The sequence below is a fragment of the Vreelandella aquamarina genome, assembly GCF_020075495.1.
In the GTDB taxonomy this organism is placed as follows: Bacteria; Pseudomonadota; Gammaproteobacteria; order Pseudomonadales; family Halomonadaceae; genus Vreelandella; species Vreelandella aquamarina_A.
The window spans coordinates 315,703-340,744 of record NZ_JABYQT010000001.1 but is presented as its reverse complement, the minus strand read 5'-3'; the positions used below and the strand labels follow the sequence as shown (position 1 = coordinate 340,744).

The window sequence follows — 25,042 nt, the reverse complement described above, 5'->3', positions numbered from 1 at the left end:
CCTGGCCAGGCGTGCGGCGCTTTTGTGTACTCACCCTGCCCCACCGGTATCGTTCAAGAAGCCCGCACGCCCTGCACCTCTATTGTGCTTCCCTGGCGGCTGGCGCGCACGTCTATACGAACCGGCATCTGCTCCTTGAGTTCGCTGACGTGAGAAATGATCCCGATCATCCGTCCGCCCATCTGCAGTTCGCTGAGCATGCTGATCGCCTGGTCCAGCGCATCCTGGTCCAGGCTGCCAAAGCCTTCATCGATGAACAGCGTGTCCAGGTGTATCCCGCCGGCATAAGCCTGCACCACGTCGGAAAGCCCGAGTGCCAGCGCCAGCGCCGCCATGAACGACTCCCCCCCGGAGAGCGTGGCCACCGGCCGGTTCTTGCCGGTGTAGGTATCGGCCACATCCAGTTCCAGGCCCGAGGCCTTGTTGCCTTTTGACGGATCTTCCCGGCGTACCAGCTGATAGCGCCCCCGGCTCATGCGCACCAGGCGCTCGGAGGCCTGAATCAGCACGTCATCGAGCAGCACGCCAAGCACGAACCGCTGCAGGCTGATGCGATGGCCGGTGCGGCCGTTGGCGATCTCGCTCAGCGTGCCCCAGAGGCGGTATTGCGCTTCAAGTTCGGCCTGTGCCGCGTGGGCGTCGGCCAGCGTGCGCCGAATGTTTTCCAGCGTGCCACGTCGGCCATCCAGCGCTCGCCACTCATCCAGCCGGGCCTGCTCTTCGGCCTGGGCCGCGTCACTCAGTGCGCCCAGCGCTGGCATATCCGGCGGGGTCTGCTCGCCAAGCTGAGCGTGATAACTCTGCAGTGCGCCCTCGAGTTCCGCCAGACGGCGCTGATACGCGTCTATCTGCGCGGTGAGCCGCTGGCTTTCGGCGTCGTCCAGCCGGGCGGCATCAAACGCCGCTTCGTCTTCGAACGGACTCTGGGTGAGAGCTGCCTGCCATTCGGCCTGCGCCTTCTCCACGGCCTGCTCACTGCGTTCCAGGCGCTGGCTAGCACCACTTAGCTGCTCTTCGGCCCGGGCCAGCCGGGTCTGGTTATCGGCCAGCGCTTGCTGGGCCTGCTCCCACTGCTTTTCACGCGTGGTGATCTGCTGTTCCAGGTCCGTCAGGGTTCGGCGCAGGATTTCCGGGTCGCGGGCATCGTCAGGCAGGGCCTGGCTGAGCTGGTCGCGCTGGCTTTCAAGGCGTAGCGCCTCTTCACGCGCTGTCTCTACCGCTGGCCGCTGGGCCTTGAGAGCTTTATCGAGCGCGCCCCACTCGCGCCGCAACCCCTGGCGCGCGGCATGCTGCTCGGCAATCTCACGCTCGACGTCCAGACGCCGCCGGGCCTGCTCACGAAGGCGGGCGCAGGCGTTATCCAACGCCGCCAGCGGCTGTTCGGCCCAGGTGCCTAGCTGCTCGAGCAGCCGCTGGCGCTGTTCATGGTGATAGCTGGACTGCTGGGCAAGCTGCGCCTGCTGGCGCTGGGCTTTTTCCAGTGCCTGGCGGGCGCTCTCCTGGGCGGCGCGCGCCGTTTCTACCTGTGCCTGGGTCACCACCTCATCGCCCTGGGCCGCCGGGGCCGGGTGCTCAAGACTGCCGCAGACCGGGCAAGGCGCTTGATACGCCAAGGTAAGTGCCAGCGCCGCGGCCTGCCCCTGGTGCCAACGCATCTCCTGCTCGGTGGCGTAACGTTCGGCCCGGGTGGCTTCATCTTGGCGCTGACCTAGCGCCTCACTTGCCCGCTGCCGCTGGGCGGCCAGCTCCTGACCCTGGCGGTCAAGCGTCGCCAGCTCCTGGCGCTGAGCGTGCAACTGCTCATGGCGCTCAAGCGCCGAAGGGGCACTGGCCAAGCGCTGGAACTCTTCCTGCAGCTGTTCAAGGCGCGTGCCGGTGGCCTCGCCTTGTTGTCGAATGCTTTCCAGCCGGGCTTCATCGCGCTTGAGCGCGTCACCGGCCTTCTGCCAGGCGTCTTGCGCATTAGCAAGGCGTGCCTGCAGCTCGCTCAACTGCTGGCCTTTATGGATGAACTCGCCCAACTGGCGATGCCGCTCGCGCAGGGCGGGCAGCTCTTCGCTGCGCTGGCGGGCGGCTTCCAGTGCCTGTTGCGCATGCTGGGCATGGGCTTGCTGGGCCGCGAGGGCGGCCCGGGCCTGATGCTGCTCGGCTTGAGCGCTGGCCTGGGCCTCCTTTGCCTGCAACAGCGCTGTACGCTGGGGACGCAGGGCCTGGGCGCGCATTGCCCGCATCAGGCGGTGCTGGGCCTGGGTAATGCTCCCTTGCTGTTCGAGATGGCGGGCCTTGTCTGCGGCCAGCGCGTCACGCGCCTCGAACTGACGTTGCAGCGCCTGGGCATCGTCGCGCTGCTTGTCGGCTTGGCGCCGGCGCTGCTGCGCGGTTTCAAAGGCCTGTAGCGCACTTGCCACCTGCGGAATCAGTGCCTGCCACTCCTGCTCCAGCGCGCTTTCGCTTTCCAGCGCTCCACCGGTCAGAATGCCGCGAATGTGCTGGCGGTGGTCGTTCACCGCGCGTTCGATCTGATTGGCCTGAGTGCGCAGGCGCTCCTCGATACGCTGGAAAATGTGCGTCTGAAACAGCTGGGAGAAGATCTTTTCGCGGTCCTTGGATTCCGCCAGCAGCAGCTCACGAAACTTGCCCTGCGGCAGCACCATTACCTGGCGAAACTGGCTGGCATCCAGGCCCAGCAGCGCCTGAACCTGAGCGTTGGCATCGTTGACGCTTCTGGCGACCAGACATTCATCCTCTTCACCCGCGCGGGTCAGCTTCCACAGCTGGGCTTCCGCGCTCTGGGTCGTGGTGCCCTCTCCCCGCGCCTTGGGGCGCTCCTGCTGGGGTACCCGGCGCACCCGGTAGGCGGTGCCGCGCAGATAAAAGTCCAGCGAGACTTCGGTCAGCAGCGAGGCGCCTGCCTGATCGCAGCGCATCTGTGTACCCGAGCGCTCGTCGCCGGTGGTCTGGCCGTAGAGCGCGAAACAGATGGCGTCCAGAATCGAGCTCTTGCCTGCGCCCGTCGGCCCGTTGATCAGAAAAAGCGGGCTCTTGCCCAGCTGTGCAAAATCGATGGTCTCGATGGCCGCGAAAGGCCCGAAAGCCTGCATGGTCAGCGCCAGCGGGGTCATGGGCTCTGCTCCTCGTTACGCTTGAGCTCGTCGATCAGCCTGCCCATGGCGTTTGCCTGATCGGTACTCATGGGCTCGCCGCTGGTCTGCTCGAAAAAGTCGCTGAACATGTCCAGTGCATCGAAGCGCAGCCGCTCACGGTCAAGCTGCTGGCGCTGCTGGCTGCCCAGCATGCCGGGCTTTTCCAGATGCAGCACGTTGGGGTACACCGCGCGCAGCTTGCCCATGGGGTCCAGGATGGCATGGCGATCGGTCAGCCGTACCAGCAGGTAGTCATCCTTTTTGGCGTCATGCTCTCCCTGGGCGAGCAGCGCTTCGAGTTCACCTTCGAGTACGCGCACGTCGCGGCGCGGCATAAGCGGGACATGTTCGGTCTGAACGCGGCCTGCTTCGTCGATATCCACCAGCGTCACGCCCTTGCGCTGGGTCGCCTCGGAAAAACTGTACTTGAGCAGCGAGCCGCTGTAGCGAATATGCTCACCGCCACGGTACTGCGGGCCGTGCAGGTGGCCAAGGGCGACATAGTTGAAGTGCTGCATGGGCTCCCAGGCAACGCTTTCTGCCCCGCCCAGGGTGAGCGGCCGTTCGGAGTCCGAGGCGCTGGCGCCGTCCACGAAGCAGTGGCTCATCAACAGGGTCGGTCGGGTGGGATGGCGCTGCTCATCGATACGCTCGACCAGGTAGCGGTGGGCGCTGTCGAAATCGCGCACCTCGACGCCAAACTGGCTGCGCACGTATTCCGGATCGGCGTAGGGCACGCCAAAGATATCCACCTCGCAACCGCCAAGCGACAGGGTTACCGGGGAGAAGCAGTTAGCGAGATCCGAAAGAATATGCAGCCCGGCCTGACGCAGGTGGCGGGCACCAAAGCGCAGCCGCTCGGCGCCGTCGTGATTGCCTGAGATGATCACCACCGGCAGCCCGCGGGTCTGGCAGAGCTCGCCCAGCACCTCATCGAGCAGCGTTACTGCCGCGGCAGGCGGCACCGAGCGGTCGAAGACATCGCCCGCGACAAGCACCGCATCGACGGCTTCGCGATCGACGACCTCGATCAGTTGGGCGAGAACGTGGCGCTGGTCATCCAGCAGGGAGACGTTGTGAAACAGCCGCCCCAGATGCCAATCGGCGGTATGCAGTAAACGCATGACAGGCTCAACAGCAGGTTAGGTTGTCGCATCATAACAACCTAACCGTGCGGCGTTTAGCCCAATCTGAAACAGGCGTTTACGGGGTGATGGGCAGCTGGCGCTTGTGCTCGGTGCGCGTGTAGGTCTTGATGATGGTGTCGTAAGCGTCGTCGCTTACGGATTCGCCCATGAGGAAAGCATCAATCTCGGCATAGGTAACGCCCAGCGCCTCCTCGTCAGCCAGCTGTGGCTTTAGCGTTTCGAGGTCGGCCGTGGGCTGCTTTTCCACCAGCGCGGCAGGCGCCCCTAGCGCAGCACCCACTTCACGCACCTGGCTCTTGGTAAGCCCAGTGAGTGGTGCGACATCGCAGGCCCCATCACCATACTTGGTGAAAAAGCCCATCAGCGCTTCCGCTGCCTGGTCGGTACCCACGACCAGACTACCCCGTGCGCCGGCAGCAGCATACTGCGCCACCATGCGCTGGCGCGCCTTGATGTTGCCCAGCACGAAGTCGCGCTTGTTGGCGTCTTCAAACGTCAGCCCGCCCTCTTCGAGCGCATCCAGCAGTGCATCGCTTGCCGGCTTGACGTCCACGGTGAGTACATGGTCGGGCTTGATGAAACCAAGCGCCTGCTGGGCATCGTCTTCATCATGCTGAGTGCCGTAAGGCAGGCGCATGGCATAGAAGTAAGCGTTTACTCCCTGTTCACGGGCGCGCTCGACGGCCAACTGGGCCAGTCGCCCCCCCACGGTGGAATCCACGCCGCCACTGATGCCCAGTACCAGGCCGTGCTGCCCGCTTTCATGCATCTTCCTGCACAAGAAATCCACTCGGGTTTCCACTTCCTGTGCCGGGTCGATACGTGGCTTGACCTGCAATACCTGCTGTATATGCGACTGTGTTTCCGGGCGATCGGTCATCTTGGCCTCCTTGCGGGGTCGTACCTGTATGGGTAGAAAATGCGTCTGCCTATTCAGGCTAGGTCACAAATGCCCAGGGTTCTACTCGTCGATGGGCAGGTTGCCTTCCAGCATCTGGCGGTGAAGCACGGGAATATTCTCGAGCGCGTAGTGGGCAGCGGCCAGGCGCACGTCGTTGCGCTCACCGGGGAAGCGGCGCGTTTCGGTGGCCAGATACGTCTTCTGCTCATGCCGGAACGCCCAGGCGAAACACACCGTGCCGACGGGAATCTCATCTTGCGGCTCAGGGCCTGCTATGCCCGTATTGGCCACGCTTACATTGGCATCGCTGTGCTTGAGTGACCCCCTCGCCATCTCGCGTGACGTCTCTTCACTGGTAAGGCCGTACTGGTCGATCGTCTCGAAACTCACTGACAGGTAACGGTTCTTGGCCTCCGGCGAATAGACAGCCAGCCCGCTGTCGATGGACTGCCCGCTCCCGGGCACGCGGGCCAGTTCGGAAACGATCAGGCCGGCAGTGCATGACTCGGCAGTTATCAACTTGAGTTCTTGCTGCTGCAAATACTGGGTAATCCGTTCAAGCAGGTCCATGGCACTACTCCTTGAGCCATCGCATACGTTTTGATTCGTCTGTTCGATCATTAGAACGTAGCGCTTCTCGACAAGGATTAAAAACCTTGGGCCAACGTTCACCATTTGTTAATAAAAAAGCACAAAAAAGCCCCTGTCTTGCGACAGGGGCTTGAAGAGCGCGGCAGTTGCGCGGGTGTACTAGTTGCGGAAGGCGTCTGGGTAGCTGGTCAGATCGACACCCCAGAGCATGGGCAGCAAGAAGTAGACGGCAGCCACGATCAAGAGCATGGCAGCGATATTGAGCCAGAACCCGTTGCGTACCATTTCGATGATCTTGAGCTTGCCGGTCGCGAAGATGATCGCGTTGGGCGGCGTGCCCACCGGCAGCATGAAGGCGCAGTTGGCCGCCATGGCCGCCGGTACCATGAGTACGAAGGGGTGGATATCCAGCGCCAGCGCCAGCGACGCCAGTACGGGAAGGATCATGGTGGCCGTTGCGGTATTGGAGGTGATTTCGGTCAGGAAGAGCACCATGCCAGTTGCCAGCAGGATGACCAGCAGGAAGTTGACCCCTTCCAGCACGCTCATCTGCCCGCCGATCCATGACGCCAGGCCAGTGGAGCCGAAACCGGCGGCAATGGCAAGACCGCCCCCGAACAGCAGGAGAATCCCCCAAGGCACGTCTCTGGCCACATCCCAGCCCAGCAGGCAGCCGCCCTTGTTGGGCGAAGGCACCAGAAACAGCAAGATGGCGGCGACAATGGCAATCATGGTGTCGTTGATGCCAGGAATATTGATGATCTGGCCCTGCCACAAAAAGGAGCGGGTGATCCACATGAAAGCTGCGAACAGGAAGATGCCCAGGACCGCTTTCTCTTCGAACGAGATCTTGCCAAGGGCCGCCTTCTCCTTCTTGATCATGTCCTTGCCGCCCGGCAGCTTGTTGAAGTTGATCGGGTAGATGACCCGAGTCAACAGCAGCCAGCTGATCAAGAGCAGGGCCACCACGACCGGAAAGGCGAACATCAGCCAGCCGGCAAAGGAGATTTCCACGCCGAACAGCTCATTGACCACGGCAGCCAGAATGATGTTGGGGGGCGTGCCGATCAACGTACCCAGACCGCCAATGGTACCGCCATAACCAATACCGAAAATCAGCGCCTTGCTGAATTTATCGATTTCGGTGGTATGGTCCCCTTCACTCTTGTTCAGCTCCTGGGTGACCTGATAGACGATTGCCGTGCCAATCGGCAGCATCATCATGACCGCCGCGGTATTGGAGACCCACATCGACAAAAAGCCGGTAGCCGCCATGAAGCCAAACACGATGTTGTTGATGCTGGTACCCAGTACCGAAATGATGGTCAACGCAATACGTTTGTGCAGGTCCCATTTTTCCATGGCAAGGGCAATCATGAAGCCGCCCAGGAACAGGAAGATGATGGGGTTACCGTAAGCCGCCGTGACGGCCCCGCCTTCCAGCGCGCCGGTGATCGGCAGCAGCACGATAGGCAAAAGCGACGTGACCGGAATGGGGATCGCCTCGGTGATCCACCACACGGCGACCCATAGCGTGGTCGCCAGCACCATTCGGCCTTCGACGCTCAAATCGGCCGGATGGAAAAACATCAGCACAAAGGCAAACAACACCGGCCCCAACACCAGGCCGATCTTTTGCGGTGTGGTGTAGGCCGGTGGTTTTGGGCCTGGCTGGGAACCCGAGCCACCCTGATGGTCATCAGAAGCAGTGGGCGCACGTGGCGTGCCTGATGTCGGCAGCGCGCACATCAGCAGGTTTTTGACTTGGTCGTGGGAGTGCCAAAGCTGATCCCAGAGCGTCATTGTGGCAGTTCTGCGCATTGGAAAGATACCGCTCGTGTCAGGTAATGAAAAAGCGCGTTAGAAGGCTAGCGGGCAACTTGCCGTCGCTTGGCAAGGACGTTCTCTCAAGGGCCCAACCATTTCTTGGCGCCCTTTATTCACTGCCATAAGCCATTAGTCCAGCAATTCACCCGCAATTACAACCAAAGTCTAACAACTTTGGTTGCATGACAGCATCAACCTTTCCTGCTGACGACGTTTTCGCGCACGCGCTTTTATCGCTGTGCAATAGGCACCCAATTGAAAAATCGACAGTAATTTTTCCGAAGCGCTTTCAAGAGTGCTTCGTGACACGCTCGTGACGCAATTATTAACTTTTTGTATAGCTTTTAGTGAGCAAATTTCGTTCTCCGTGGTCTATGCTGAGACAACTAGCGTATTTCAACAAATGTGATGGAGTTACCCAAGGCATCGGGTTTTGGAAGGCGGGGACGAGGGGATTAACCAACCGCAACGCTCAAGGAGTCGAGATGATACGTCAACATCTTTACAATGGAGCAAAACCAGGCAGCCGCGAACATTTGGAAAATTACCTTATGGAACAGCGGCATAGACGCTCAAAAACTCAGGAAGCCGAGATGATCAAGCTCGCTTCACTGGCATTTTTGGCAGGCTGCGTGGTAACACTGCTTGCGACACTACCCCTGTAGTGGCAAGGACAAAGACCAGCGAAATCCCTCTACCCGGCGTAGAGGGATTTTTTTGCGCCTGAAAAGCACCATGCGACCATTTCGTGTTTGCTTCTGAGGAAAAGCTATATTACTCTCGAAGAGTACAAGATGCGTACAAATAAACCCAGCATTCACAAGGAGTAGTGGCATGCAACATATTCAACTAGCAGAGATTTCCAAGGCCGGTCTTCAGCTTGCTATTCAGGAAATCAAGGAAGAGATGTTCGATACCCCCGAGTGCGATTACACCATTGCCAAACTGCTGTGCCATTGCAGCCAGTTTGAAGCTGCAGAGCGCCAACTCGACGAAATGCTGCTGAAATGGGGTTCTTCACCCGATGTAATCGAACTGACTGAACAAGGTTATACCCTGGTAGCCACCATGAGCGCCAGCACGGTTGCCGATACGCTTCAAAACGTCGCCGCATCCAAGCCTGCTCGCGTTGAAACCGCCGCGGCATGATCTCTTCAGGCAGTACTTTCTTGATGCTTCCCTTGCCGCTTTAATCCAGCGGCAAGGGAAGCAGCCCCTCAGTCAAGATGATCCAGCGTTACTACAATGTCCTGGGTTTCCACGTCTACCGTCCAGTAGGTATAGCTGTCTCCATCCTCGTCCACCAGACGAATGTCAAAGTGCGGGTTGGTATACCCTGTCAGCGTGACACGCTGCGTAGCACCGTTTTGCAATACATCCTGCCCCAGTACATCCTCTTCCCAGGTCTTCGCGCTTGCCGGGCTGATATACATGTAATAGATGGTATAACCGGTTCGATTGGTAATATCGACATAGTAGTCGGCAGCACTTGCCACGGTTGATAGGCACACCAGCATCATGGCGGCCAAGGCTGTTATCCAGCGCATCTTACGGTTCCCTTTTGAATAGTTTATCGATGACGGTACAGACGCCCATCAAGCGCTGTACTCGGCGGCGATTATAAGGCGCTGAGCGGGAAAACAGCAGGTTTGCACGCTCCCGACGAGAGCTTCATGGGAGAAACTTGCCTGCAAGAGCCCGCAGCAGACCCACAGATGATAGAATGCGGCCCTTTTCGGGAGGCGTCCTTGACGCCGGTTCCTCTTCTACTACCTGAGTAATGCGCGATGTTTGCAACCGCTACCGGCTTGTTTCGGCCGCTTTTCAAGTTGGGCCTTATTCCTCAGATACTGATCGGCATCGTGGCGGGTACCTTGCTTGCCATCCTCGCCCCGGGCGTTGCCGCAGATGTAGCGCTGCTCGGCCAGCTGTTCATTGCCGCGCTTCAAGCCGTGGCGCCCATTCTGGTGTTCGTACTGGTTGCGGCCGCCATTGCCGCACACCGCCAGGGGCAGCCTACGCATATTCGCTCGGTGCTGGTGCTTTATATCGTGGGCACCCTGGTGGCGGCCTTGATTGCCGTGGCGGCAAGCTTTGCATTTCCCACCGAACTGACCCTGGACGCCCCTCGGGCAGACGGCAACCCGCCGGGAGATATTTTCCAGATTCTGCGCAACCTGCTGCTCAAAGCCGTTGCCAACCCGGTAAGCGCGCTGATGGAAGCCAACTTCATCGCCATTCTCGCCTGGGCAGTCGGGCTCGGCCTGATGCTGCGCCAGGCAAGCGAGACAACCCGAGTGGCCCTTGACGACCTTTCCAATGCGGTGTCGCGCATCGTGGCGCTGGTGATCCGCCTGGCACCGTTGGGTATCCTTGGCCTGGTGGCGGGCACTCTGGCCGAATCAGGCACCGATGCGCTGTTGAACTATGCACAGCTGCTCAGCATCATCGTTGGCTGCATGCTGTTCGTCGCACTGGTGAGCAACCCGCTGCTGGTGTACATCGCTACCCGCCAGAACCCTTATCCCCTGGTGCTGGCCTGCCTGCGCGGCAGCGCAATCACCGCCTTCTTTACCCGCAGCTCGGCGGCCAACATCCCGGTCAATCTGGAGCTGTGTCGCAAGCTTGATCTGGACCCGGACACCTACTCCATCTCGATTCCGCTGGGTGCCACCATCAACATGTGTGGCGCGGCCATCACCATTACCGTCATCACGCTGGCCATGACGCACACCCTGGGCATCAACGTCGACTTCCCCACGGCGCTGCTGCTGTGCGTGGTATCTGCCCTGGCCGCCTGCGGCGTTTCCGGTGTGGCGGGGGGCTCGCTCATGCTGATTCCCATGGCCGCCAACCTGTTCGGCATTCCGACAGAAGTGGCCATGCAGGCAGTGGCCATTGGTTTTGTGATCAGCGTGGTGCAGGACTCCACGGAAACTGCGCTCAACTCCTCCACCGACGTGCTGTTTACCGCCGCTGCCTGCCGGGCGCGCCGCACCACTTCCTGAGCCTGCCTCGCCGGCGCCATGGCGCGCCGGGTTGACGGCGCGGTGTTCTTTATATAGAACGTTCTATAAAAGGAACACCGGGCCGCCGCATGAATCAAGACGCACTGCTTACTCTGGGCAAGCACCTCCAGACCCTGCGCCAAGCGCGGGGCTTTTCACTTAGCCAGCTTGCTGGCGCTGCGGGCATTGCCAAATCCAACCTGTGCCGTCTCGAGCAGGGTAACGGCAACCCCACACTGGATACGATCTGGCGCCTGGCCGCTCAACTGAAGGTGCCTTTCGGCACGCTGGTCGCTCCGATCCAGGTGCCGCTTGACGACAATGACGTACAGGTACAGCTGATCGACCAGGGCCAGGATGCTCCCTCGGTAGATGCCTACTGGATGCACTGCGCGCCTCACACGGCCCGCCACGCCGAGGCGCATCCGCCGGGTACTCGTGAAACCCTGACACTGGTCAGCGGCCACCTGGAGGCAGGTCCAAAAGCCGACACCGTCCTCCTTTCTCCCGGTGAAACCATCACCTTCCCTGCGGACCGCCCCCACCTGTACCGCACCCAGGCCGAGAGCGCCACGCTGCTGGTCACCATCATTTACGGACACGAAGACGCCACCCCATGAACTCGCCTGTCGATCACCAGATACCTGACCACCACTCCCCGGTTCGCTCGGCGCTTCAAGGGGTGCGTGAAGCGATTCCCCTGCTGGGCGGCTACGTTCCCGTCGCACTCTCCTTTGGCCTGGTGGCGACCCAGGCCGGCTTTACCACCTGGGAGGCCGCGGCCATTTCGGCGCTGATCTACGCCGGGGCGTCGCAGTTTCTGTTCGTCGGCATGATTGCCGCCGGCTCGCCGCTGTGGCTGGTGGTGATCTTGACGCTGCTGATCAACATCCGCCATGTAGTGTATGGCCCCAACCTCGCGGCCCTGCTGCCGCGCAGCCGTCACTGGCCCTGGCTGATGCACGGGTTGACCGACCAGGTATTTGCCCTGGCATTGACACGCCTGCCGCAGTTGCCTGATGTAAAGCGTTTCAGCTGGTTTCTGGGTGCGTCGCTATTCGCCTGGGCGGCCTGGGTCGTGGGAACTATTGTGGGCGCCATGGCCGGTGAAGCGGTCACCGCCCGCTGGCCACTGCTGGGCGAGGTGATGCCGTTTGCCCTCCCTGCCCTGTTTCTGACCATGGTGGCCCCCCGCTTTACCGACAAGCGCTGGGCACTCGCCATGCTCGTGACGATCATGGCAGCGCTGGCGTTTACTCTATATGGCTTGAGCAACGTGGCCATTCCCCTGGCCGCTGCCTTGGGCGCGCTATGTTTCTATAGCATCACATTCACCCACAGGAGTCGCCGCTTATGAATAGTGCGCTATGGATCGCCGTGTTCGCCAGCGCCTTCGGTACGCTGCTGATACGCGTGGTGCCGTTTCTCTGGATGCAGCGGCGCCTGAACAGCGCCGCCGGCCTCAACGCCATGCCCCAGTGGCTCACGGTGCTTGGGCCCTTGATGATTGCGGCGGTGCTTGGCGTGTCGATCGTGCCGGTCAATCCCCACGCGGTTTCCTGGGTTGCTACCTTTCTTGGCCTGTGCGTTACGCTTGCAGTGTGGTGGCGGCTTCGCTCGCTCGGCTGGCCGGTAGCCGCCGGGGTGTTGACGTTTGGTACCGTGCAGGTAGGCGTGTTACTGGGCTCTTGAAACGCTGGCATGGCATGACAAGAAACGCGCGCCATTACCCAGCCTGACAGATGCATCTTGCACCTACTTGCAAGGTACATGGTTCTGTAACAGTGATCGGTTAGCCTGTTTTCTAAATAAATAACATTTTCAACTGCTTATTTAGAACACACGTCAGGGTTTCATGCAGGCGACGGTGCCGGCACGAAAGTTGACCGGCAGTCTCGCTCGCCTTTCTGCAAGCCCTGAAACCTGCACTCGCTGACTGAGACAGCCACCATGCCGCTGAACCGCACGCTTTGCGCTCTTACCATTGCCACCACCTGCTTCATGGCTTCGGCCTATGCAGATGACACGTTTGATTTGCAGACGCTGATCGATAACGCCCGCCAGGAAGCGCCCATCACGGTCTACGCCCCCACCGGCAAGATCGTTCAACAAGCCGAGGACTTCACCGAAAAATATGGCGTGAGCGCAGTGGGCGTCAAGGCGAAGGCCGCGCAGACGATTGAAATCGTCAGCCGCGGCGCGCGGGCCAATAACGTGCAGGCGGATGTGGTACTGATCGAAGACGCGCCCGGCACCACCGAGCTGCTACTCGAGCCGCACCATGTCAGCAGCTGGGCACCGGAGGACATGACCGACGACATCATCCGCGAGTATCAGGACCCGCTGGCCGTCATTCTGGCCCCTAACGTCTGGGCCTATAACACCGCCGAGTACGACAGTTGCCCGATCACGAATATCTGGCAGCTCACCGAAGACGAATGGCGCCACAAGGTCACCCTGCAGGACCCGGCCATCAAGCCGCTCTACATAGACTGGTTCAACCAGATGGCAACCCACCACGACCAGGAAATGGCCGAGGCGTTTCACGCCTTCAGCGGCAAACCGCTTGATACCGACGAGGCATCGGCCACCGCCGAGTTCGTGAAGCGCCTGGCGCAAAACGGCCCGCTGATGACACCTTCCGACAGCGAAGCCGCCGAGGCCATTGGCACACCGGATGCCGGTGACAGCTTCGTAGGCCTGATCAGCACCGCCGCGTTTCGCGACAACAACAACGGCCTGGCACTCGGCATCTGCCACGGTCTTGAGCCCTTCATCGGGATCAGCTACCCGACGTTTGGCCTGATGACCACCCAGACCCGGAGCCCCAACGCCGCCAAGCTCTTCCTCCACTACCTGATGACTGAAGAAGGCATCAAACTGCAGAGCATGGACGGCAAGATGTCGACGAACACCACCTTTGCCCTGCCCGCCGAGGAAGCCTCGGGCATCGAGCAGTTTCGTGATCAGCTGATGATGTATCGGACGGCTACGGCGGGTTCTGACTGGGAGAATCGGCAGGATTGGCTGGATCTTTGGGGGATGAATTATTCGCGGTGAGTTTGCTTGCGTATTACGGCAACAATAGTCTTTAAACAAATAGCTGCGCTCACCCTACATTACGCCGTGATCCGGATCAGCATAAGGCGTATAACCAATACTTGGTTGATGTTTTTTGGCAACGGCCACAACGAGAAAGGAATAAAGCGGGGGTAAATCATTGAAAATGGTGGGCCCAGTAGGACTTGAACCTACGACCAAGGGATTATGAGTTCGCTTATAAATCAATAAGCCACTGATATTCAAGGGAAAGCGACCGTAATAGAGCGAAAGGTACAGTTCTTTGGAATCAGTAGTTTAGCGAAGGTTGAGGATAGCATACGAAGCTGGCTTGTGTACCGCTGGTGTACTCATGTGGCAGAATCAAATGCTGTATAAGCAAACTCCGTTCAACAAGAAAGGCTGGATACATATTCAGCGAATTGAACACATGCTTTTAAGCTAGTTGTACGGGAAAATAAGGGGCAGCATGGGTAAGCCGCATCATACTAAAATCAAAACATCATGCAGACTGCAAGACATTTTGAAGGAGATATTCATTAACTCTGCCGGGAAGAACGCCCACAATAGCTGCGGGTCGCCCTTCTATAAATTATCTGGAATTTTCAGTAGCTATGAAAGACGGGCTGCAACAGATGAAACGTGACCAGCCAAGTTTGCAACGAAAGTTTTGATTCCAGTCATCTCACTTAGCTCGCTATAATCACCAGTATCTACAGCTTCTCGAGAGGCTGAAATTATTGTAGCTACAGTATACAACTGCTCTTGAGCAAGCTTTTTACATAGAATGTTGTATCGCTCCAAGTAAGAAGCACCGTGAAACTCTTTAAAGACAGGAAAATGAAGAGTTTTGGGAGCAGAAACGGGAGCTCTAGACTTCGGTGCATCTTCTATCATCATTAGCCAACCTGTGAAAGGTTTAGGTTGGTCTCCAAAAGCTCCTTCGCGATAAGCTGTCCAGAAGTCATGCGCAGTACCTATAGCTTCTTCAGTACGATTATTGAAATTATTACCAAAAGAAGGCCCACATTGACTCTTCAGCTCGATAGCCGCTACAAGCTCTCCTTCGTGCATAACAAGCACATCCCAGAGCTTTGTAGGGCGAAAATAACCCGGCAATGTAAGGACACCCTTTTTTATATGAATGTCGCTGCCAGATAACCCATTAGCTTCAACAATGTCGATAATAAGCTGGAGAAATCCATCCATATTGTTGCCGGACGTAACACCACCGCGCTCACCTTGATCTACTTTGCCCAACTCAATTTGCTTCTCAATCGCCGCAGCCCTGTTGCCCCAAAAATACTTTACGGCTTCACGCGCTTTATCCTGATAATTAACCATGTCAAGAGTCACTTGCACCACCTCTTACTGTTTTTTTCTCTTTTTCAGTTAAGCCGTATAGCTCATATGCTGCTTCATTACATGCAACAGTATCGCCATTTTTTGCAGCCGCTATTAAATTTTTCTTTAGCACATCGGAAACCTCATCCCAACTAGGCAATCGGATGCGACGTAAATATTGTGCTTGGAATCGAATAAAGCCACCTCTCATTTGTGTTGAGTACGTAGCAACAAACAGCTTGGCCACTTCAGAAAGAAGGACTGCCTGAAGGGCTCGAAGATCCCAAGATGTGGATGTTATATAATAGAGATTGTGGTGAGGGTAAAGCTCACCTTTTTCGTAGACAACGTTTGACTGTCCATTAATATCAGGAATTAATAGCTTAGGACTTTCAGCAAGCTTTGGAAAAATTCGATCAATAGTTCGATACCAGTTTTTCGGTGTTTTTTTAGCAACATGGCGACCAGCTATCTGTTCTCTGTGTTTTTCAAGATAAGCAGCTAGCCTAGGGTAATCACTTAGATCGACTAAGCCTCCTTCATCTTTAAAAGGATTGATTACACCAAGCCCAGTCCAATTAACTACTCCGCTATTAATATCTTTGCGTTTTGCAAGCTTCAATTTCCGATCTGGCTCAACATCTAACGACTCGAAGTCAGCAATAAAAGCCTTGTCGGCACCTGTTGCTACTCCAATACCGACTTTGCACCCAACTTCTTCTAGCTTTGGGTAAAGTGATTCCATACGTCTAACTATTGAAAGCTCATCGGCATTATCCAAAAGCCAAGGCTCTGAGCCATTAGTAACGCCTGTCACCTCCCTTACGGACTTGTCCGCCTTATGAAGCTCTCTTTGCTTAAACTCTACTGCCAGATTTGAAAGGACTTGGCGATCAACTGCAGGCCGATACGCTACTCTCGTCGAGCCAGGTGCTTCTCGGCTAATTACTGTTATAGCAGGATATGCCATCACCTCGGCATGAAACGCTGGTGTGTTAACCATATCCACATAATACTTTAGCCAGAAATCTTTAGACACAAGCTCCCTAAGAGGTCCACCGTACTTATTTTTCATCCAACGGTCAGCACAAATAAACCCAAGGTGCCCGCCGTTATTTAACAAACTCAGAGAACGCTCCATGAAAGGAACATAAATATCAGCACGATCATATAGAGTTTTATAACGACGTCGATACTCCTGCAGTAGAGGTGCAGGAATCCTCTCCTGCCGAACGTAAGGCGGATTACCTACGACAAAATCAAACTGGCTATTGTCAGGTAAAAGGAGGAAGTCATCTTGGAGAAGCCAGGTATTTACCAATATCTGAGAGCTCTCTGCATCAAGCCCTAATTCTACGAGACGAGTACAGAGCTTTTGCTTTGTGATTTCAAAAGTAGGTCTATGCAACTCGACTCCGCGCAATGAGCCTTTCAATGCTTCCACAACTGAAATACTGCTTTTTTGCGCTAGCCAAGCCGCTACAAGACGCTCTGCAACTGGTATAAGAAAGTCGCCCTCGCCGAAAGCCGGCTCTAATATACATCGGTCAGCAAGGGGCTGATCAGTCGTATAACCGACCAAGTTCAGGATACACTCTACTACCTCAATTCGTGTGTAGATTGCACCCCTGGCCTCTAACTCGCCTTGAGTGGCAAGCAACTCTGATGCTTCTGAAATTGGACAATTAAGTGTGTCACCATTGGCGGGAGCCAAGTCTAGCTGGAGCGTCATCAAGGTCATCCTTTCTTCGAAGCTCGCATGGTAAAGCCTGTTGGGTGGCATGATACCCTATCAAAGGCAGGAATTCGGCACCATCGGCACCGTGTCGGCATCTTCTCTGCACCTAATGAGCCTTGTAGCCCTATCAAAACCTAGCAGCCGAATGCTCCGACACCATCCATGCTTGGCCCCGCTCTGTCACCTTCTTGATGGCTTCGTTCTTGAATTCTTCAGTGTATCGTTGACGGCTCATGAAACCTCCTCATGCCTTCAGTATAAGGCTTGGGGGGCCTACGAAACCAGGGACGATTCATCATGGTCGGCGCCGCTTTAGCTCAGCCCGAGCCCAAGCGGATGCTTCTTTCATATCCCGCCGCAATTCGTCTATCTCCTCGTGAGTCAGCCACCGAACCGCCGGCTCCCTGCTTTCTGGATGCGTATCGCCGATCTGCTCGACGGCCTTGTCTTCCAGCTTTTTCCATCGTTGTCGGCGTGTCTGTTTGCCCATATTCCCCTCCTAGTAGAAAGGCGGCCATTAGCCGCCTGAGCTACCGCTGGTCAATGGCTCCCATAATGTCAGAAGCCAGTATCGGAAAATCCCGCCGCCTCTGAAAACGGGGTTCTTCCGGTTCCAGCTCCTACATCGTTGCTAGTGTGCGTGCTGCGTGGTGCCTCCTCGCGGCCCGAGTGGGCCGGACGGTTCACGAAAGCGGCAATCTCTGTCCCAAGGTTCCTCTCTCCCTCGACCGATAGCTGGACAGCCGGTACAAAAGCGGCTTCTGTGTAGGCCTCCCGCCCTTCGTCGAGCATATCCAGGGCTACCATAAAATGGCGTTGTTTCATCATAGGGGTTTCCTTAGGTGTCCTGCTGGCCACGGTTCACAAAGCGAGTGATCTCGTCGCTACGGTCCTGCTGGTGTTCACTACCGCCCAAGCTGTCACTGTCGAACGATGGGGCAGAATCGTCCGCTTCTGCGACCTCACTATCCCCTTCCGGCTCCATGCTCGCACGGATGGAAGACGCCATGCGGCCACCCGCGGTTTGATCGACCTTGCCCTGGAACTTTCCAGCCATCTTCGACCCAACCCCTTTAGCTAGCTCGCCAGCCGTTCCCGCTCCCAAGGATGCTGCTCGCCTGAATCCGCTACCGCCACCAGGTCGGGTGCCAGAGCCAGAGAAACCAGCCGCCTGCGCAAATGGGGTGTCACCGGTGCCAGCTTCATCTCCGGTGGAACTGCTGCCACTCCCACCACCGCTGCTGTCTCCTCCAGTGCCAAAGCTAGGCATGTCAGCTCCAAACCCCGACATATTGGACTGGGCCTTCTCGAAGGCAGCCTTGATGGCTGACCCGCCACCTACTGCATTCGCCGCACCGCCCAACATCGCGCTCCCAGCCATCTTGCCCGCCGTGAGAGCCATACCTGCCGCTGTCATGGCTGCTCCTACCGCAGCACCGGCACCGAATGACCCGATGCCCATTGCTCCCACGCTGCCACCCGACACCAGGCCGGAAATCATCGGTGGAATCTTGTTAACCAGGAACAGCAGGATCACCGAAACGACCAGCATCACGACCAACTCCTGAGACGCCATGTTCTCACTCATCTGCGAGTAGTAGTGAGTAATAAACTCCCTACCGATGGCGACCAAGAGCACCATTGCCATCAACTGAGCCGCTATGCCGAGAATAGCCTTGTAATAGTTGATCGCCATGTCTGATGTCCAACGGGAGCCGCCAAACCCCAGGAAAAACACTCCCGCATAAAGCAGTATCCAACTGGCGGCTAGCAGCAGGAGCAGGTTGACGGAAATGATCGCCAACACCAGTAATACGGCCAAGGCCATACCTTCCATCACCAACGCAGTGGCAAACTGTTTCCAGCTCAACTCTGACGTAGCCTTCACCGTCTGGTCGTACAGTTCAAAACCGATATCGAGGATGCTGGAAGGCCCCAAGTTGCCGTTGGAGAGACCACCGGCTTGTGCCCCAAGGGTTTGCAATGACTGTACGATGGTTCCCGCGATGTTCATGCCCTGAGTCGCATTCGTCAGCAACCACCAGAAAAAGCCTGTAAAGATGGTGAATCGAACAAGCTCGGCAAAGAACTCACCAATGTCGGCCTTGCGCAGCGCCATCATGCCGAACGTCCAGACCATCGAGATCACTACCAAGGACCAGAACAACCGACTGGCGGCTGCTTCTATGGCAGGCCCCCACGTTGATGCCGCGGAGTGAAAGCGATCCAACACATCATCCATTATGTTGTTGCTGGATAGCTCCTGAGCCGTTGCGGTATCGGACAGAATAACGACGGCCATCACGCCCAAACCACCAAAAACGAGTCGTTTCATGCGACGCCCTCCCTCAATATCTGTCGGGGGAGCTGGGTTCGAACTCCCATTCCCGCATGCGTTGGGCCTTCTCGAACGACCGGCAGGCTTCGGTAAAGGCTTTACGGTTCGATTCTCGGCTCAGCTCGCGGATAGTCTGCTGAAACGCAACTGGCGCACACGTGATCGCACTCGCCTCTGGTACCGTTTCCTGTTCACAACCTACCAAGGCAACAGCTGCCACAAGTGGGATGATCTTCTTCATCGCAGCCTCCTTAATAGCGACCTGCTGCGCTAGGTTGGTAATTCCAGGTACGCATCTGCCTTTCCCGCGCTTCCCCTCTGGCGTTAGCATCCAGTTCGGCAGCGAGACGGGCGGCTTCAGCGTTCTGCTGAGCAATCAGCAAGCTGCGGATTTGCAGGAGTTGATTGGCTTGGTTACTGGCGAGCTGGTTGGCGTAACCAATGGCGGCAAGCTGGCCATCCGCGCCCTGGGCGGCGGATTGCAAACGCTCAAGCTGTCGAGCATCAGACGCCAGGTTATCCTGTTGCTGATCCAGCCCTCGGAAGAGCGCATCGTTGGCCGCTTTTTGCGATTCAGACGCCAGGCGACGGTTTTCATCCATCGCTGCACGTTCGGCATCCGTGCAACCGCCGCCATTGAAGCAGGGGGAACTCCGGTAATACGCTACGTCCTGGAACTTGCCCAGGTAGGCATCGAGGCTGCCGAGCTGGTTCTGGTAATGCTGAAGCGTATTGGTGGCTTGGATCAGATCATTAATCGTGGATTGTGCCCTGTCCCAGATATAGGCCGCTGGAGCCATGGTGTTTTGCAACTGGTTTTCATACTGCTGCAACTGCGTCTGGTACTGCTCGATCTGCTTGAGAGTCTGAGAGACGGACTCCATCGCCGTCATAACATTTTGCTGCAGGTTGGTACCGTCGACGACAGGGATGCCCGCTTGGGCAGGCATGGAAGCGGTTAACGCCAAGGACATGACCGCGACAGGAATTTTAGCCGCTAAAATTCGTTCTCTTCTCATGATTGAGTGCTCTTAGCTTCATCGTGACTAAGTTGCACTCACCAACCTGTAGCGGCTCGCTCATGAAGATTGCGAGCCACTATCCCTGCTGGAGAACCCAGCGGTGAAGTGTGGACCTCTACAGGGATAGCTCGTCACTTACTATCCCGGCGTCCGGCCTGCGCGACACCGTCAGAACGCGCGGCCAATGGTCGTTGAACATCGGTGTCATTGTCCTGGGGAACGGTTAGGCTACCCAAGGGTTAATCGCATCTACTGTTTGTTGCCGCCTTCCAAAGGGAAAGCACTATATTGAACGCCCCTTTTGCTGTCTTTTTGCCCTCTTGGCGTCCATCTCTGCCCGTAACTTGGCTTTGCGGCGCTCTTGCTCGCTCGGCCCCCGTGGGGGCGGTGTCGGAGTCTTGCCCGCTTGTCCCTCAAGGTGAAGCACATCGGCCTGGGACAGCGATTGCAGCCGGTTCCGGCGCACCGGGGGTGGCGGCTGACCGGTGGGCGGCACTCCCGCCCGTTTGCTTCGGGTCTTGGCCGAGGCGGTGTTCTCGCCGTTCGCCAAGGCTTGTCGGCGACGTTCCAGCCCGGCGTCCGCAAACCGTATAGGCAACTGCCCATCCGCTGCCGCCTTGATCACACGCGCTTTGAACTCCGGCGAACCGTTCACGGTGATGCGCTCGCCGTAGCGTTCCATCGCCATCCTTAGCGCGTTCTGGATGCCTGCCTGGTCGGACTCCCTGGACACCTGTAGCCGGTCGCCATCGTCGCGCACGGCGCTGGCTCCGGCCCGGTAGATGATGGTGCCCTTCTTGGTGATGTTGTCGATCACCGGCGCATGGCCGGGTTTCGCCTGTCCCTCACCCTTCAAGGTGTTGCCCTTGAGGCCCTGGGCGACCTCTCTGGCTCGCAACGCGGCCAGGGCCCCGGTATCGCCCTGCAAGGCTTCCCGTTTGAGCCAGTCGGCCCAGGAGCGGCGTCCGTGGGCCTCATGGATCGCCTGGCGTTCCTCCCGGTACTGCTTCTGGATCGCATCAATGTCGGCTTTCAGGGCGCTGCTGGCCTGCGCATACAGCACCTTTTTGGTCAGCCTGCCGCTGGTGAGCTTAATGGCCGCCCGCCGGGCCTTGCCTTTCTTCTTGGCGCTCTCAATCCGGCGATCTTTCTGCCGCCGGGCTTTGTCCAGGGCCGCCGTCTTGTTGGCTGCGGCGCTCTGCTGTTCTGATTTGAAGCGGGCGTAAAGCTCAGTAGTGTTCACGCGCAGCCGTGCCGGGTCTTTGCGGTACTGACGACGGGGCTTGCCCTGTTGCTTCTGGTCAGGCTCAAACGGGCCGAAACGGGCCTCCAGCTTCGGCTTGGAGAAATCCCGCCCCAAGGTGCTAGCCTTGACCACCGCGTCATCACCGGCCACGACAACCAGCCCATTCCCCCGCGCTCGGAGTTCCAGGTCATTGTCACGCATGACTTGGTGCAGCTCACCCCAAGACTGCGCAGCTTTAATGTCGTCCAGGCACTCGCGCTTGATCCAGCCGATCAGACTTTCAATACCGGCATGACGCTCCATGTCGGCCGCTCGGGCCTCGGCTCCGCGTCGGCGCGGCATGTGGTTGTCCTGCTGCAACCCGTAGTCCCGTTCCATGACCTCGCATAACTCGGCCAGGGTCTGGTGTGGGTAGTAGGGTTCGTGGATGATGTTGCGCGTGGGGTGGATCTTGTTCACGGCGATATGGATGTGCAGGTTGTCGGTATCGTTGTGAACGGCACTAATGCGCTGATGCTCTCCAAAACCCAACCCCTTGCAAATACGGTCCTCGATGGCCACCAGGGTATCGGCCTCAACCTGTTCCCCGGCCCGGAAGCTGACAATCAAGTGATAGGTCTTGTCGCTCTTCGCTCGGGTATTGGCGAACTGGGTCGCTAGTACCTCGCTGATGGCATCCTGGACCGAATACGCCTCGCAGTTGGTCAGCCGTACCGCGCCAAGACGGTGCTCTTTGCTTTGCTCGTCGGTGATGTAGTTCACCAGACCAGCAAAGTCTGACTTGCCCAGGGAGCGCATGGGGACGTGTTTGGCGATCATCAGTGCCAGCCCCACATTTTAGCGGCTAAAAAAATCACGACCTGGCCCTTGGCTGTACCACGAATTTCAACACCTGACTCATTTCCTCCTGAGTGGCTTCGATCCTTCCGAGCAAGCTTAGGATGGTAGCCGCCCCGAAGTGAGCCGTTCTCACGTCATCTGTCAGCCAGAGCTTCAGTAATCCTCCCAAACGACCCAAGTCTCCATTTACACGAACCAACTCGCGGACATACTCGTAGTCCATAACGCCACTGACCTGATAGCCCTGTCCCACTTCCCGCAGATAACAGGCAACGCTTAGCCCTGCCTGCCTGGCGTTGGATTCAATCAGTTCCCTCTCTTCCGGAAGGCAGTACACCTTGAGCGGAGTGCTGTTCTTCCGTGTCACTCTTTGTTTCTCACTCATGTCAGCTCCTATCTCAAATACCATGCCTTGCCGAGCAGGATTTCCGTTGAGCACCTCAGGTGCGAATAAGGGCCAGTGAAGAGGAACACCACGCTTGCGGGGTGGGACTACTTCACACATCCTGCCCGCACTTCAGCGTTGATTTTTGTAGGTACGCCATGTGTAAAGCATCGCTATCTCTTTGCATTTCGTTGCACGGATCTGTTTTTTCCTGTGCATCCGTGACAAACGGTCTCGCCCCCTGATGAAGTCGACACTTACGGCGATAATGCTGCGCTCTAGAAGCGGTAAAGCACCGATCTAACAGCGATTTCCTCATAGCGACATCCTTGCGCTTTCCACATTGAAATACACAGCTTTCCTCGCGGTTTCCGCAATGCCCCTCAAATGTCAATGAACCCGAAGTGCTGCCCCTCAAGTGTCAACACAGCTACCGAGCGAACCAGCTACTCAATCTCATTAGTTCACCATGGGGCATTTGATGTAACTGGCCTTTTCCTTCTTGGCGTAGAAACACGGCGAATGCCGATCATATATTTATTGAAATAGGTATTTACTAAGCTCATTACTTACTAGCTTCTTTATTTAGTAGCATCGGATCCTCCTCTTACGATTTTCCCGAAGACGGGTCGACCGTATTCGGAAAATCCGAACCTGGTGGATCAACGTCAAAGTCACCTGGCCGGTCAGTGACTAACCATGAGGTGCGTACGAACTTTCCGCATTCACCACGCTCCCGTTGAATGCACAGATATCCCGCCTGCCCTAGTTCCCTCAGCCCCGCTCTCGTAGCATCTCGACCAGAACCGACCTCCTTTTCTTTTGAAAGATGCGATAACCTGAGCTTCCAGTTATCCGGCAGAGAGAGCACAAACACCAGAATGCCCAAGGCTTTCCAGGAGATTCGCCGATCTCGAATCAACTCATTGTTGAGCGTCGTGAAGTTAGATCGCACTCGGCGTCGAATGATTGCAGTATCGTCCACGGCCCTGCTCCTCAAGCCTCGTCAATCAGTCCAGCAACATCAGTTGCACGAAAATAGACACGTCTTCCAACCTTCCTCTTGGCGGCATTCCATTTCACGGCAAACTCTGACTGGCTTTGCAACGATATGCGTAGCCCATCAGGACTGCGCTTCAATAATTCCGATAAATCGGTTAAAGATAGCAAAGGACCATAGCGTTCCAGCAACTGCTCTTCGGTTGTCATAAACATCCCCAGATAACGTAATCAAAGGCTTCGCTTTAAATATTTACGTTATCTTTTAAAAACTTTCAATACTTTATTATTATTTTTAAAAGCATAACTAAACACCAAACCAAAAGTTTACCTATACTTTATTAAAGTATCTTATTTAATAAACAAAAAAGACCATTTTTATCAAGCATTAACAAACGGCTTGAGCGAGTTTTCTTAAGCACAAGATTTAGTCACTGCAATTTCATTGACACTTGAGGGGCGCTTTTTACAACCGCAATATTTCAATAACATGAGCACTTGAAAGTATGACTAGCATGAGAACTGCCATGAGAGTGAGGATAGCATTGAGTATGCGTACCATTGAGTTCACACCAGAAAAGCAGAGGAAACTTTAGCCGCTAAAGCTTCCCTATTTGTTGCTGAAGGAATGATCGCCTCTCAACCGATGTAGTATGTTGTATACTACTACAACATACTACACGCTACATAACGTCCATAACTATAAGCTCTAGTAGCGGCCATTTTGGTAAATCTGAGCTAGCTAGAAAACAACCGATAGTTTTGATACCGTAAAAAATAAAAAAGCAATTTATATACTTAAGCACAAAAAAATCTTGCTAAGAAAAGTGCTTGTGATACATATTTCGACTTAAAAGAAACTTTAGTTCCGCTTTGGTCCTGAAAAAAGAGTTTTCTATATCACTAAGGTAATAAGTCAAGAATATTACAGTGATATGATTAACAAGCTTGTGCAAATTTTTAACGGTATTTGAGTGATTGAATTTAGTGTCGCCGTGCTCAAGTTCGTTGTATGAAGAAAATATTTTCAATTTTGCCTTTGGAGAAGAATGCACGAAATAACAGGCGTGGATATATACATTATGCAAGTAACTCCAAACCTCTTTATTCTTGTTTTCTTTTAAAAAGCTGAAATCTTTACGGCGTACTGTCTCGTCAAACTCTCCTCCCTGATATTCCTTATTAAGAGCAATTCTTGCTATATGCTCTACGGATGACCTTATGTTAAGCTGAACGTATCTTTCTCGCCTATCTGTAATGGCGATAATTGCATTCATCACATCATAAACTATACTTTTAAGAAAATTTCGGTGGTATAATCCATCGTTAAATGATACAAGCGCATTGTACAAACATGCTTGCTTGAATATACTAACTAGCAAATTCAAGTCATTTTCAGAAAAGGGATATTGAGCCATCTTACTCCTAAATAACTCAACGTCTTTTCTAAAG

The 25,042-nt window shown here is 56.2% G+C and carries 23 protein-coding genes; 6 read left to right on the top strand and 17 right to left on the bottom strand.

Annotation, left to right across the window (positions count from 1 at the left end):
• Positions 1–53: 53 nt before the first annotated feature.
• The 5 genes from HW452_RS01545 to HW452_RS01525 all read right to left on the bottom strand — a co-directional run bounded on the left by HW452_RS01545 (position 54) and on the right by HW452_RS01525 (position 7,586).
• The gene (locus HW452_RS01545; RefSeq protein WP_224104343.1) at positions 54–3,122 is read right to left on the bottom strand and encodes an AAA family ATPase; all 3,069 of its coding nucleotides are present in this window, start codon (positions 3,120–3,122) and stop codon (positions 54–56) included.
• The gene (locus tag HW452_RS01540; RefSeq protein ID WP_224104342.1) at positions 3,119–4,267 is read right to left on the bottom strand and encodes an exonuclease SbcCD subunit D; all 1,149 of its coding nucleotides are present in this window, start codon (positions 4,265–4,267) and stop codon (positions 3,119–3,121) included. The genes HW452_RS01545 and HW452_RS01540 overlap by 4 nt, the downstream gene beginning before the upstream one ends.
• A 79-nt stretch (positions 4,268–4,346) precedes the next feature.
• Positions 4,347–5,171 carry an ammonia-dependent NAD(+) synthetase gene (gene nadE, locus HW452_RS01535; protein ID WP_224104341.1) on the bottom strand — a complete coding sequence of 275 codons (825 nt, stop codon included), beginning with the start codon at positions 5,169–5,171 and terminating at the stop codon, positions 4,347–4,349.
• Between the two features lie 81 nt (positions 5,172–5,252).
• Positions 5,253–5,762: a CinA family protein gene (locus HW452_RS01530; protein WP_224104340.1), complete on the bottom strand. Its 510-nt coding sequence runs from the start codon at positions 5,760–5,762 to the stop codon at positions 5,253–5,255.
• Positions 5,763–5,942: 180 nt separating this feature from the next.
• Positions 5,943–7,586: a DASS family sodium-coupled anion symporter gene (locus HW452_RS01525; RefSeq protein WP_224104339.1), complete on the bottom strand. Its 1,644-nt coding sequence runs from the start codon at positions 7,584–7,586 to the stop codon at positions 5,943–5,945.
• 858 nt (positions 7,587–8,444) lie between these two features.
• On the opposite strand from HW452_RS01525, the gene HW452_RS01520 reads away from it, so the two are divergent.
• Positions 8,445–8,759 (top strand): hypothetical protein, encoded by a 315-nt coding sequence (locus tag HW452_RS01520; RefSeq protein ID WP_224104338.1) that lies wholly within the window; start codon positions 8,445–8,447, stop codon positions 8,757–8,759.
• Between the two features lie 68 nt (positions 8,760–8,827).
• Here the strand turns inward: HW452_RS01520 and HW452_RS01515 are convergent, their stop codons facing one another.
• Complete coding sequence (locus tag HW452_RS01515; RefSeq protein WP_224104337.1) at positions 8,828–9,157, bottom strand: hypothetical protein; 330 nt, start codon at positions 9,155–9,157, stop codon at positions 8,828–8,830.
• Positions 9,158–9,397: 240 nt separating this feature from the next.
• Between HW452_RS01515 and sstT the strand changes: the two genes are divergently transcribed.
• The 5 genes from sstT to HW452_RS01490 all read left to right on the top strand — a co-directional run bounded on the left by sstT (position 9,398) and on the right by HW452_RS01490 (position 13,678).
• On the top strand, positions 9,398–10,618 hold the full coding sequence (gene sstT, locus HW452_RS01510; RefSeq protein ID WP_224104336.1) for a serine/threonine transporter SstT: 1,221 nt from the start codon (positions 9,398–9,400) through the stop codon (positions 10,616–10,618).
• Positions 10,619–10,707: 89 nt separating this feature from the next.
• Entirely contained in the window at positions 10,708–11,238 is a 531-nt protein-coding gene (locus tag HW452_RS01505) for a helix-turn-helix domain-containing protein (protein WP_224104335.1), read from the top strand.
• On the top strand, positions 11,235–11,975 hold the full coding sequence (locus HW452_RS01500; RefSeq protein WP_224104334.1) for an AzlC family ABC transporter permease: 741 nt from the start codon (positions 11,235–11,237) through the stop codon (positions 11,973–11,975). The genes HW452_RS01505 and HW452_RS01500 overlap by 4 nt, the downstream gene beginning before the upstream one ends.
• Positions 11,972–12,310 (top strand): AzlD domain-containing protein, encoded by a 339-nt coding sequence (locus tag HW452_RS01495; protein WP_224104333.1) that lies wholly within the window; start codon positions 11,972–11,974, stop codon positions 12,308–12,310. Before HW452_RS01500 ends, HW452_RS01495 begins: the two co-directional genes overlap by 4 nt.
• Positions 12,311–12,568: 258 nt before the next feature.
• The gene (locus tag HW452_RS01490; RefSeq protein ID WP_224104332.1) at positions 12,569–13,678 is read left to right on the top strand and encodes an ABC transporter substrate-binding protein; all 1,110 of its coding nucleotides are present in this window, start codon (positions 12,569–12,571) and stop codon (positions 13,676–13,678) included.
• Between the two features lie 612 nt (positions 13,679–14,290).
• On the opposite strand, the gene HW452_RS01485 is transcribed toward HW452_RS01490, so the two are convergent.
• The 11 genes from HW452_RS01485 to HW452_RS01435 form a co-directional block, all read right to left on the bottom strand.
• Entirely contained in the window at positions 14,291–15,034 is a 744-nt protein-coding gene (locus HW452_RS01485) for a PaeR7I family type II restriction endonuclease (protein ID WP_224104331.1), read from the bottom strand.
• Entirely contained in the window at positions 15,024–16,754 is a 1,731-nt protein-coding gene (locus tag HW452_RS01480; protein ID WP_224104330.1) for an Eco57I restriction-modification methylase domain-containing protein, read from the bottom strand. The genes HW452_RS01485 and HW452_RS01480 overlap by 11 nt, the downstream gene beginning before the upstream one ends.
• A 564-nt stretch (positions 16,755–17,318) precedes the next feature.
• Positions 17,319–17,588, bottom strand: coding sequence for a hypothetical protein (locus HW452_RS01475; protein ID WP_224104329.1), 270 nt, complete (start codon positions 17,586–17,588; stop codon positions 17,319–17,321).
• Between the two features lie 10 nt (positions 17,589–17,598).
• Complete coding sequence (gene trbL, locus HW452_RS01470) at positions 17,599–19,095, bottom strand: P-type conjugative transfer protein TrbL (protein ID WP_224104328.1); 1,497 nt, start codon at positions 19,093–19,095, stop codon at positions 17,599–17,601.
• A gap of 13 nt (positions 19,096–19,108) precedes the next feature.
• Positions 19,109–19,339 (bottom strand): entry exclusion lipoprotein TrbK, encoded by a 231-nt coding sequence (gene trbK / locus HW452_RS01465; protein ID WP_224104327.1) that lies wholly within the window; start codon positions 19,337–19,339, stop codon positions 19,109–19,111.
• A 10-nt stretch (positions 19,340–19,349) separates the two neighbouring features.
• Entirely contained in the window at positions 19,350–20,117 is a 768-nt protein-coding gene (trbJ, locus tag HW452_RS01460) for a P-type conjugative transfer protein TrbJ (RefSeq protein ID WP_224104326.1), read from the bottom strand.
• Between the two features lie 286 nt (positions 20,118–20,403).
• Positions 20,404–22,185, bottom strand: a complete 1,782-nt coding sequence (gene traI / locus HW452_RS01455) for a TraI/MobA(P) family conjugative relaxase (protein ID WP_224104325.1) — start codon at positions 22,183–22,185, stop codon at positions 20,404–20,406.
• A gap of 34 nt (positions 22,186–22,219) precedes the next feature.
• Entirely contained in the window at positions 22,220–22,591 is a 372-nt protein-coding gene (gene traJ / locus HW452_RS01450; RefSeq protein ID WP_224104324.1) for a conjugal transfer transcriptional regulator TraJ, read from the bottom strand.
• A gap of 607 nt (positions 22,592–23,198) precedes the next feature.
• A complete protein-coding gene (locus HW452_RS01445; RefSeq protein WP_224104323.1) occupies positions 23,199–23,576 on the bottom strand; it encodes a hypothetical protein in 378 nt (125 codons plus the stop codon).
• Positions 23,577–23,587: 11 nt separating this feature from the next.
• Positions 23,588–23,800 carry a hypothetical protein gene (locus HW452_RS01440; RefSeq protein WP_016416860.1) on the bottom strand — a complete coding sequence of 71 codons (213 nt, stop codon included), beginning with the start codon at positions 23,798–23,800 and terminating at the stop codon, positions 23,588–23,590.
• 608 nt (positions 23,801–24,408) lie between these two features.
• Positions 24,409–25,008 (bottom strand): hypothetical protein, encoded by a 600-nt coding sequence (locus HW452_RS01435; RefSeq protein WP_224104322.1) that lies wholly within the window; start codon positions 25,006–25,008, stop codon positions 24,409–24,411.
• Between the last annotated feature and the right edge of the window lie 34 nt (positions 25,009–25,042).

Bases quoted from the DNA above. Each gene is read 5' to 3' on its own strand.
- HW452_RS01545 (WP_224104343.1), bottom strand. From the start codon at position 3,122: ATGACCCCGCTGGCGCTGACCATGCAGGCTTTCGGGCCTTTCGCGGCC.
- HW452_RS01540 (WP_224104342.1), bottom strand. From the start codon at position 4,267: ATGCGTTTACTGCATACCGCCGATTGGCATCTGGGGCGGCTGTTTCAC.
- HW452_RS01490 (WP_224104332.1), top strand. From the start codon at position 12,569: ATGCCGCTGAACCGCACGCTTTGCGCTCTTACCATTGCCACCACCTGC.
- trbK (WP_224104327.1), bottom strand. From the start codon at position 19,339: ATGAAGAAGATCATCCCACTTGTGGCAGCTGTTGCCTTGGTAGGTTGT.
- HW452_RS01440 (WP_016416860.1), bottom strand. From the start codon at position 23,800: ATGACAACCGAAGAGCAGTTGCTGGAACGCTATGGTCCTTTGCTATCT.
- trbL (WP_224104328.1), bottom strand. From the start codon at position 19,095: ATGAAACGACTCGTTTTTGGTGGTTTGGGCGTGATGGCCGTCGTTATT.
- HW452_RS01520 (WP_224104338.1), top strand. From the start codon at position 8,445: ATGCAACATATTCAACTAGCAGAGATTTCCAAGGCCGGTCTTCAGCTT.
- HW452_RS01480 (WP_224104330.1), bottom strand. From the start codon at position 16,754: ATGACGCTCCAGCTAGACTTGGCTCCCGCCAATGGTGACACACTTAAT.
- HW452_RS01525 (WP_224104339.1), bottom strand. From the start codon at position 7,586: ATGACGCTCTGGGATCAGCTTTGGCACTCCCACGACCAAGTCAAAAAC.
- HW452_RS01495 (WP_224104333.1), top strand. From the start codon at position 11,972: ATGAATAGTGCGCTATGGATCGCCGTGTTCGCCAGCGCCTTCGGTACG.
- trbJ (WP_224104326.1), bottom strand. From the start codon at position 20,117: ATGAGAAGAGAACGAATTTTAGCGGCTAAAATTCCTGTCGCGGTCATG.
- HW452_RS01530 (WP_224104340.1), bottom strand. From the start codon at position 5,762: ATGGACCTGCTTGAACGGATTACCCAGTATTTGCAGCAGCAAGAACTC.
- HW452_RS01475 (WP_224104329.1), bottom strand. From the start codon at position 17,588: ATGATGAAACAACGCCATTTTATGGTAGCCCTGGATATGCTCGACGAA.
- HW452_RS01515 (WP_224104337.1), bottom strand. From the start codon at position 9,157: ATGCGCTGGATAACAGCCTTGGCCGCCATGATGCTGGTGTGCCTATCA.
- HW452_RS01435 (WP_224104322.1), bottom strand. From the start codon at position 25,008: ATGGCTCAATATCCCTTTTCTGAAAATGACTTGAATTTGCTAGTTAGT.
- sstT (WP_224104336.1), top strand. From the start codon at position 9,398: ATGTTTGCAACCGCTACCGGCTTGTTTCGGCCGCTTTTCAAGTTGGGC.
- traJ (WP_224104324.1), bottom strand. From the start codon at position 22,591: ATGAGTGAGAAACAAAGAGTGACACGGAAGAACAGCACTCCGCTCAAG.
- nadE (WP_224104341.1), bottom strand. From the start codon at position 5,171: ATGACCGATCGCCCGGAAACACAGTCGCATATACAGCAGGTATTGCAG.
- HW452_RS01500 (WP_224104334.1), top strand. From the start codon at position 11,235: ATGAACTCGCCTGTCGATCACCAGATACCTGACCACCACTCCCCGGTT.
- HW452_RS01505 (WP_224104335.1), top strand. From the start codon at position 10,708: ATGAATCAAGACGCACTGCTTACTCTGGGCAAGCACCTCCAGACCCTG.
- traI (WP_224104325.1), bottom strand. From the start codon at position 22,185: ATGATCGCCAAACACGTCCCCATGCGCTCCCTGGGCAAGTCAGACTTT.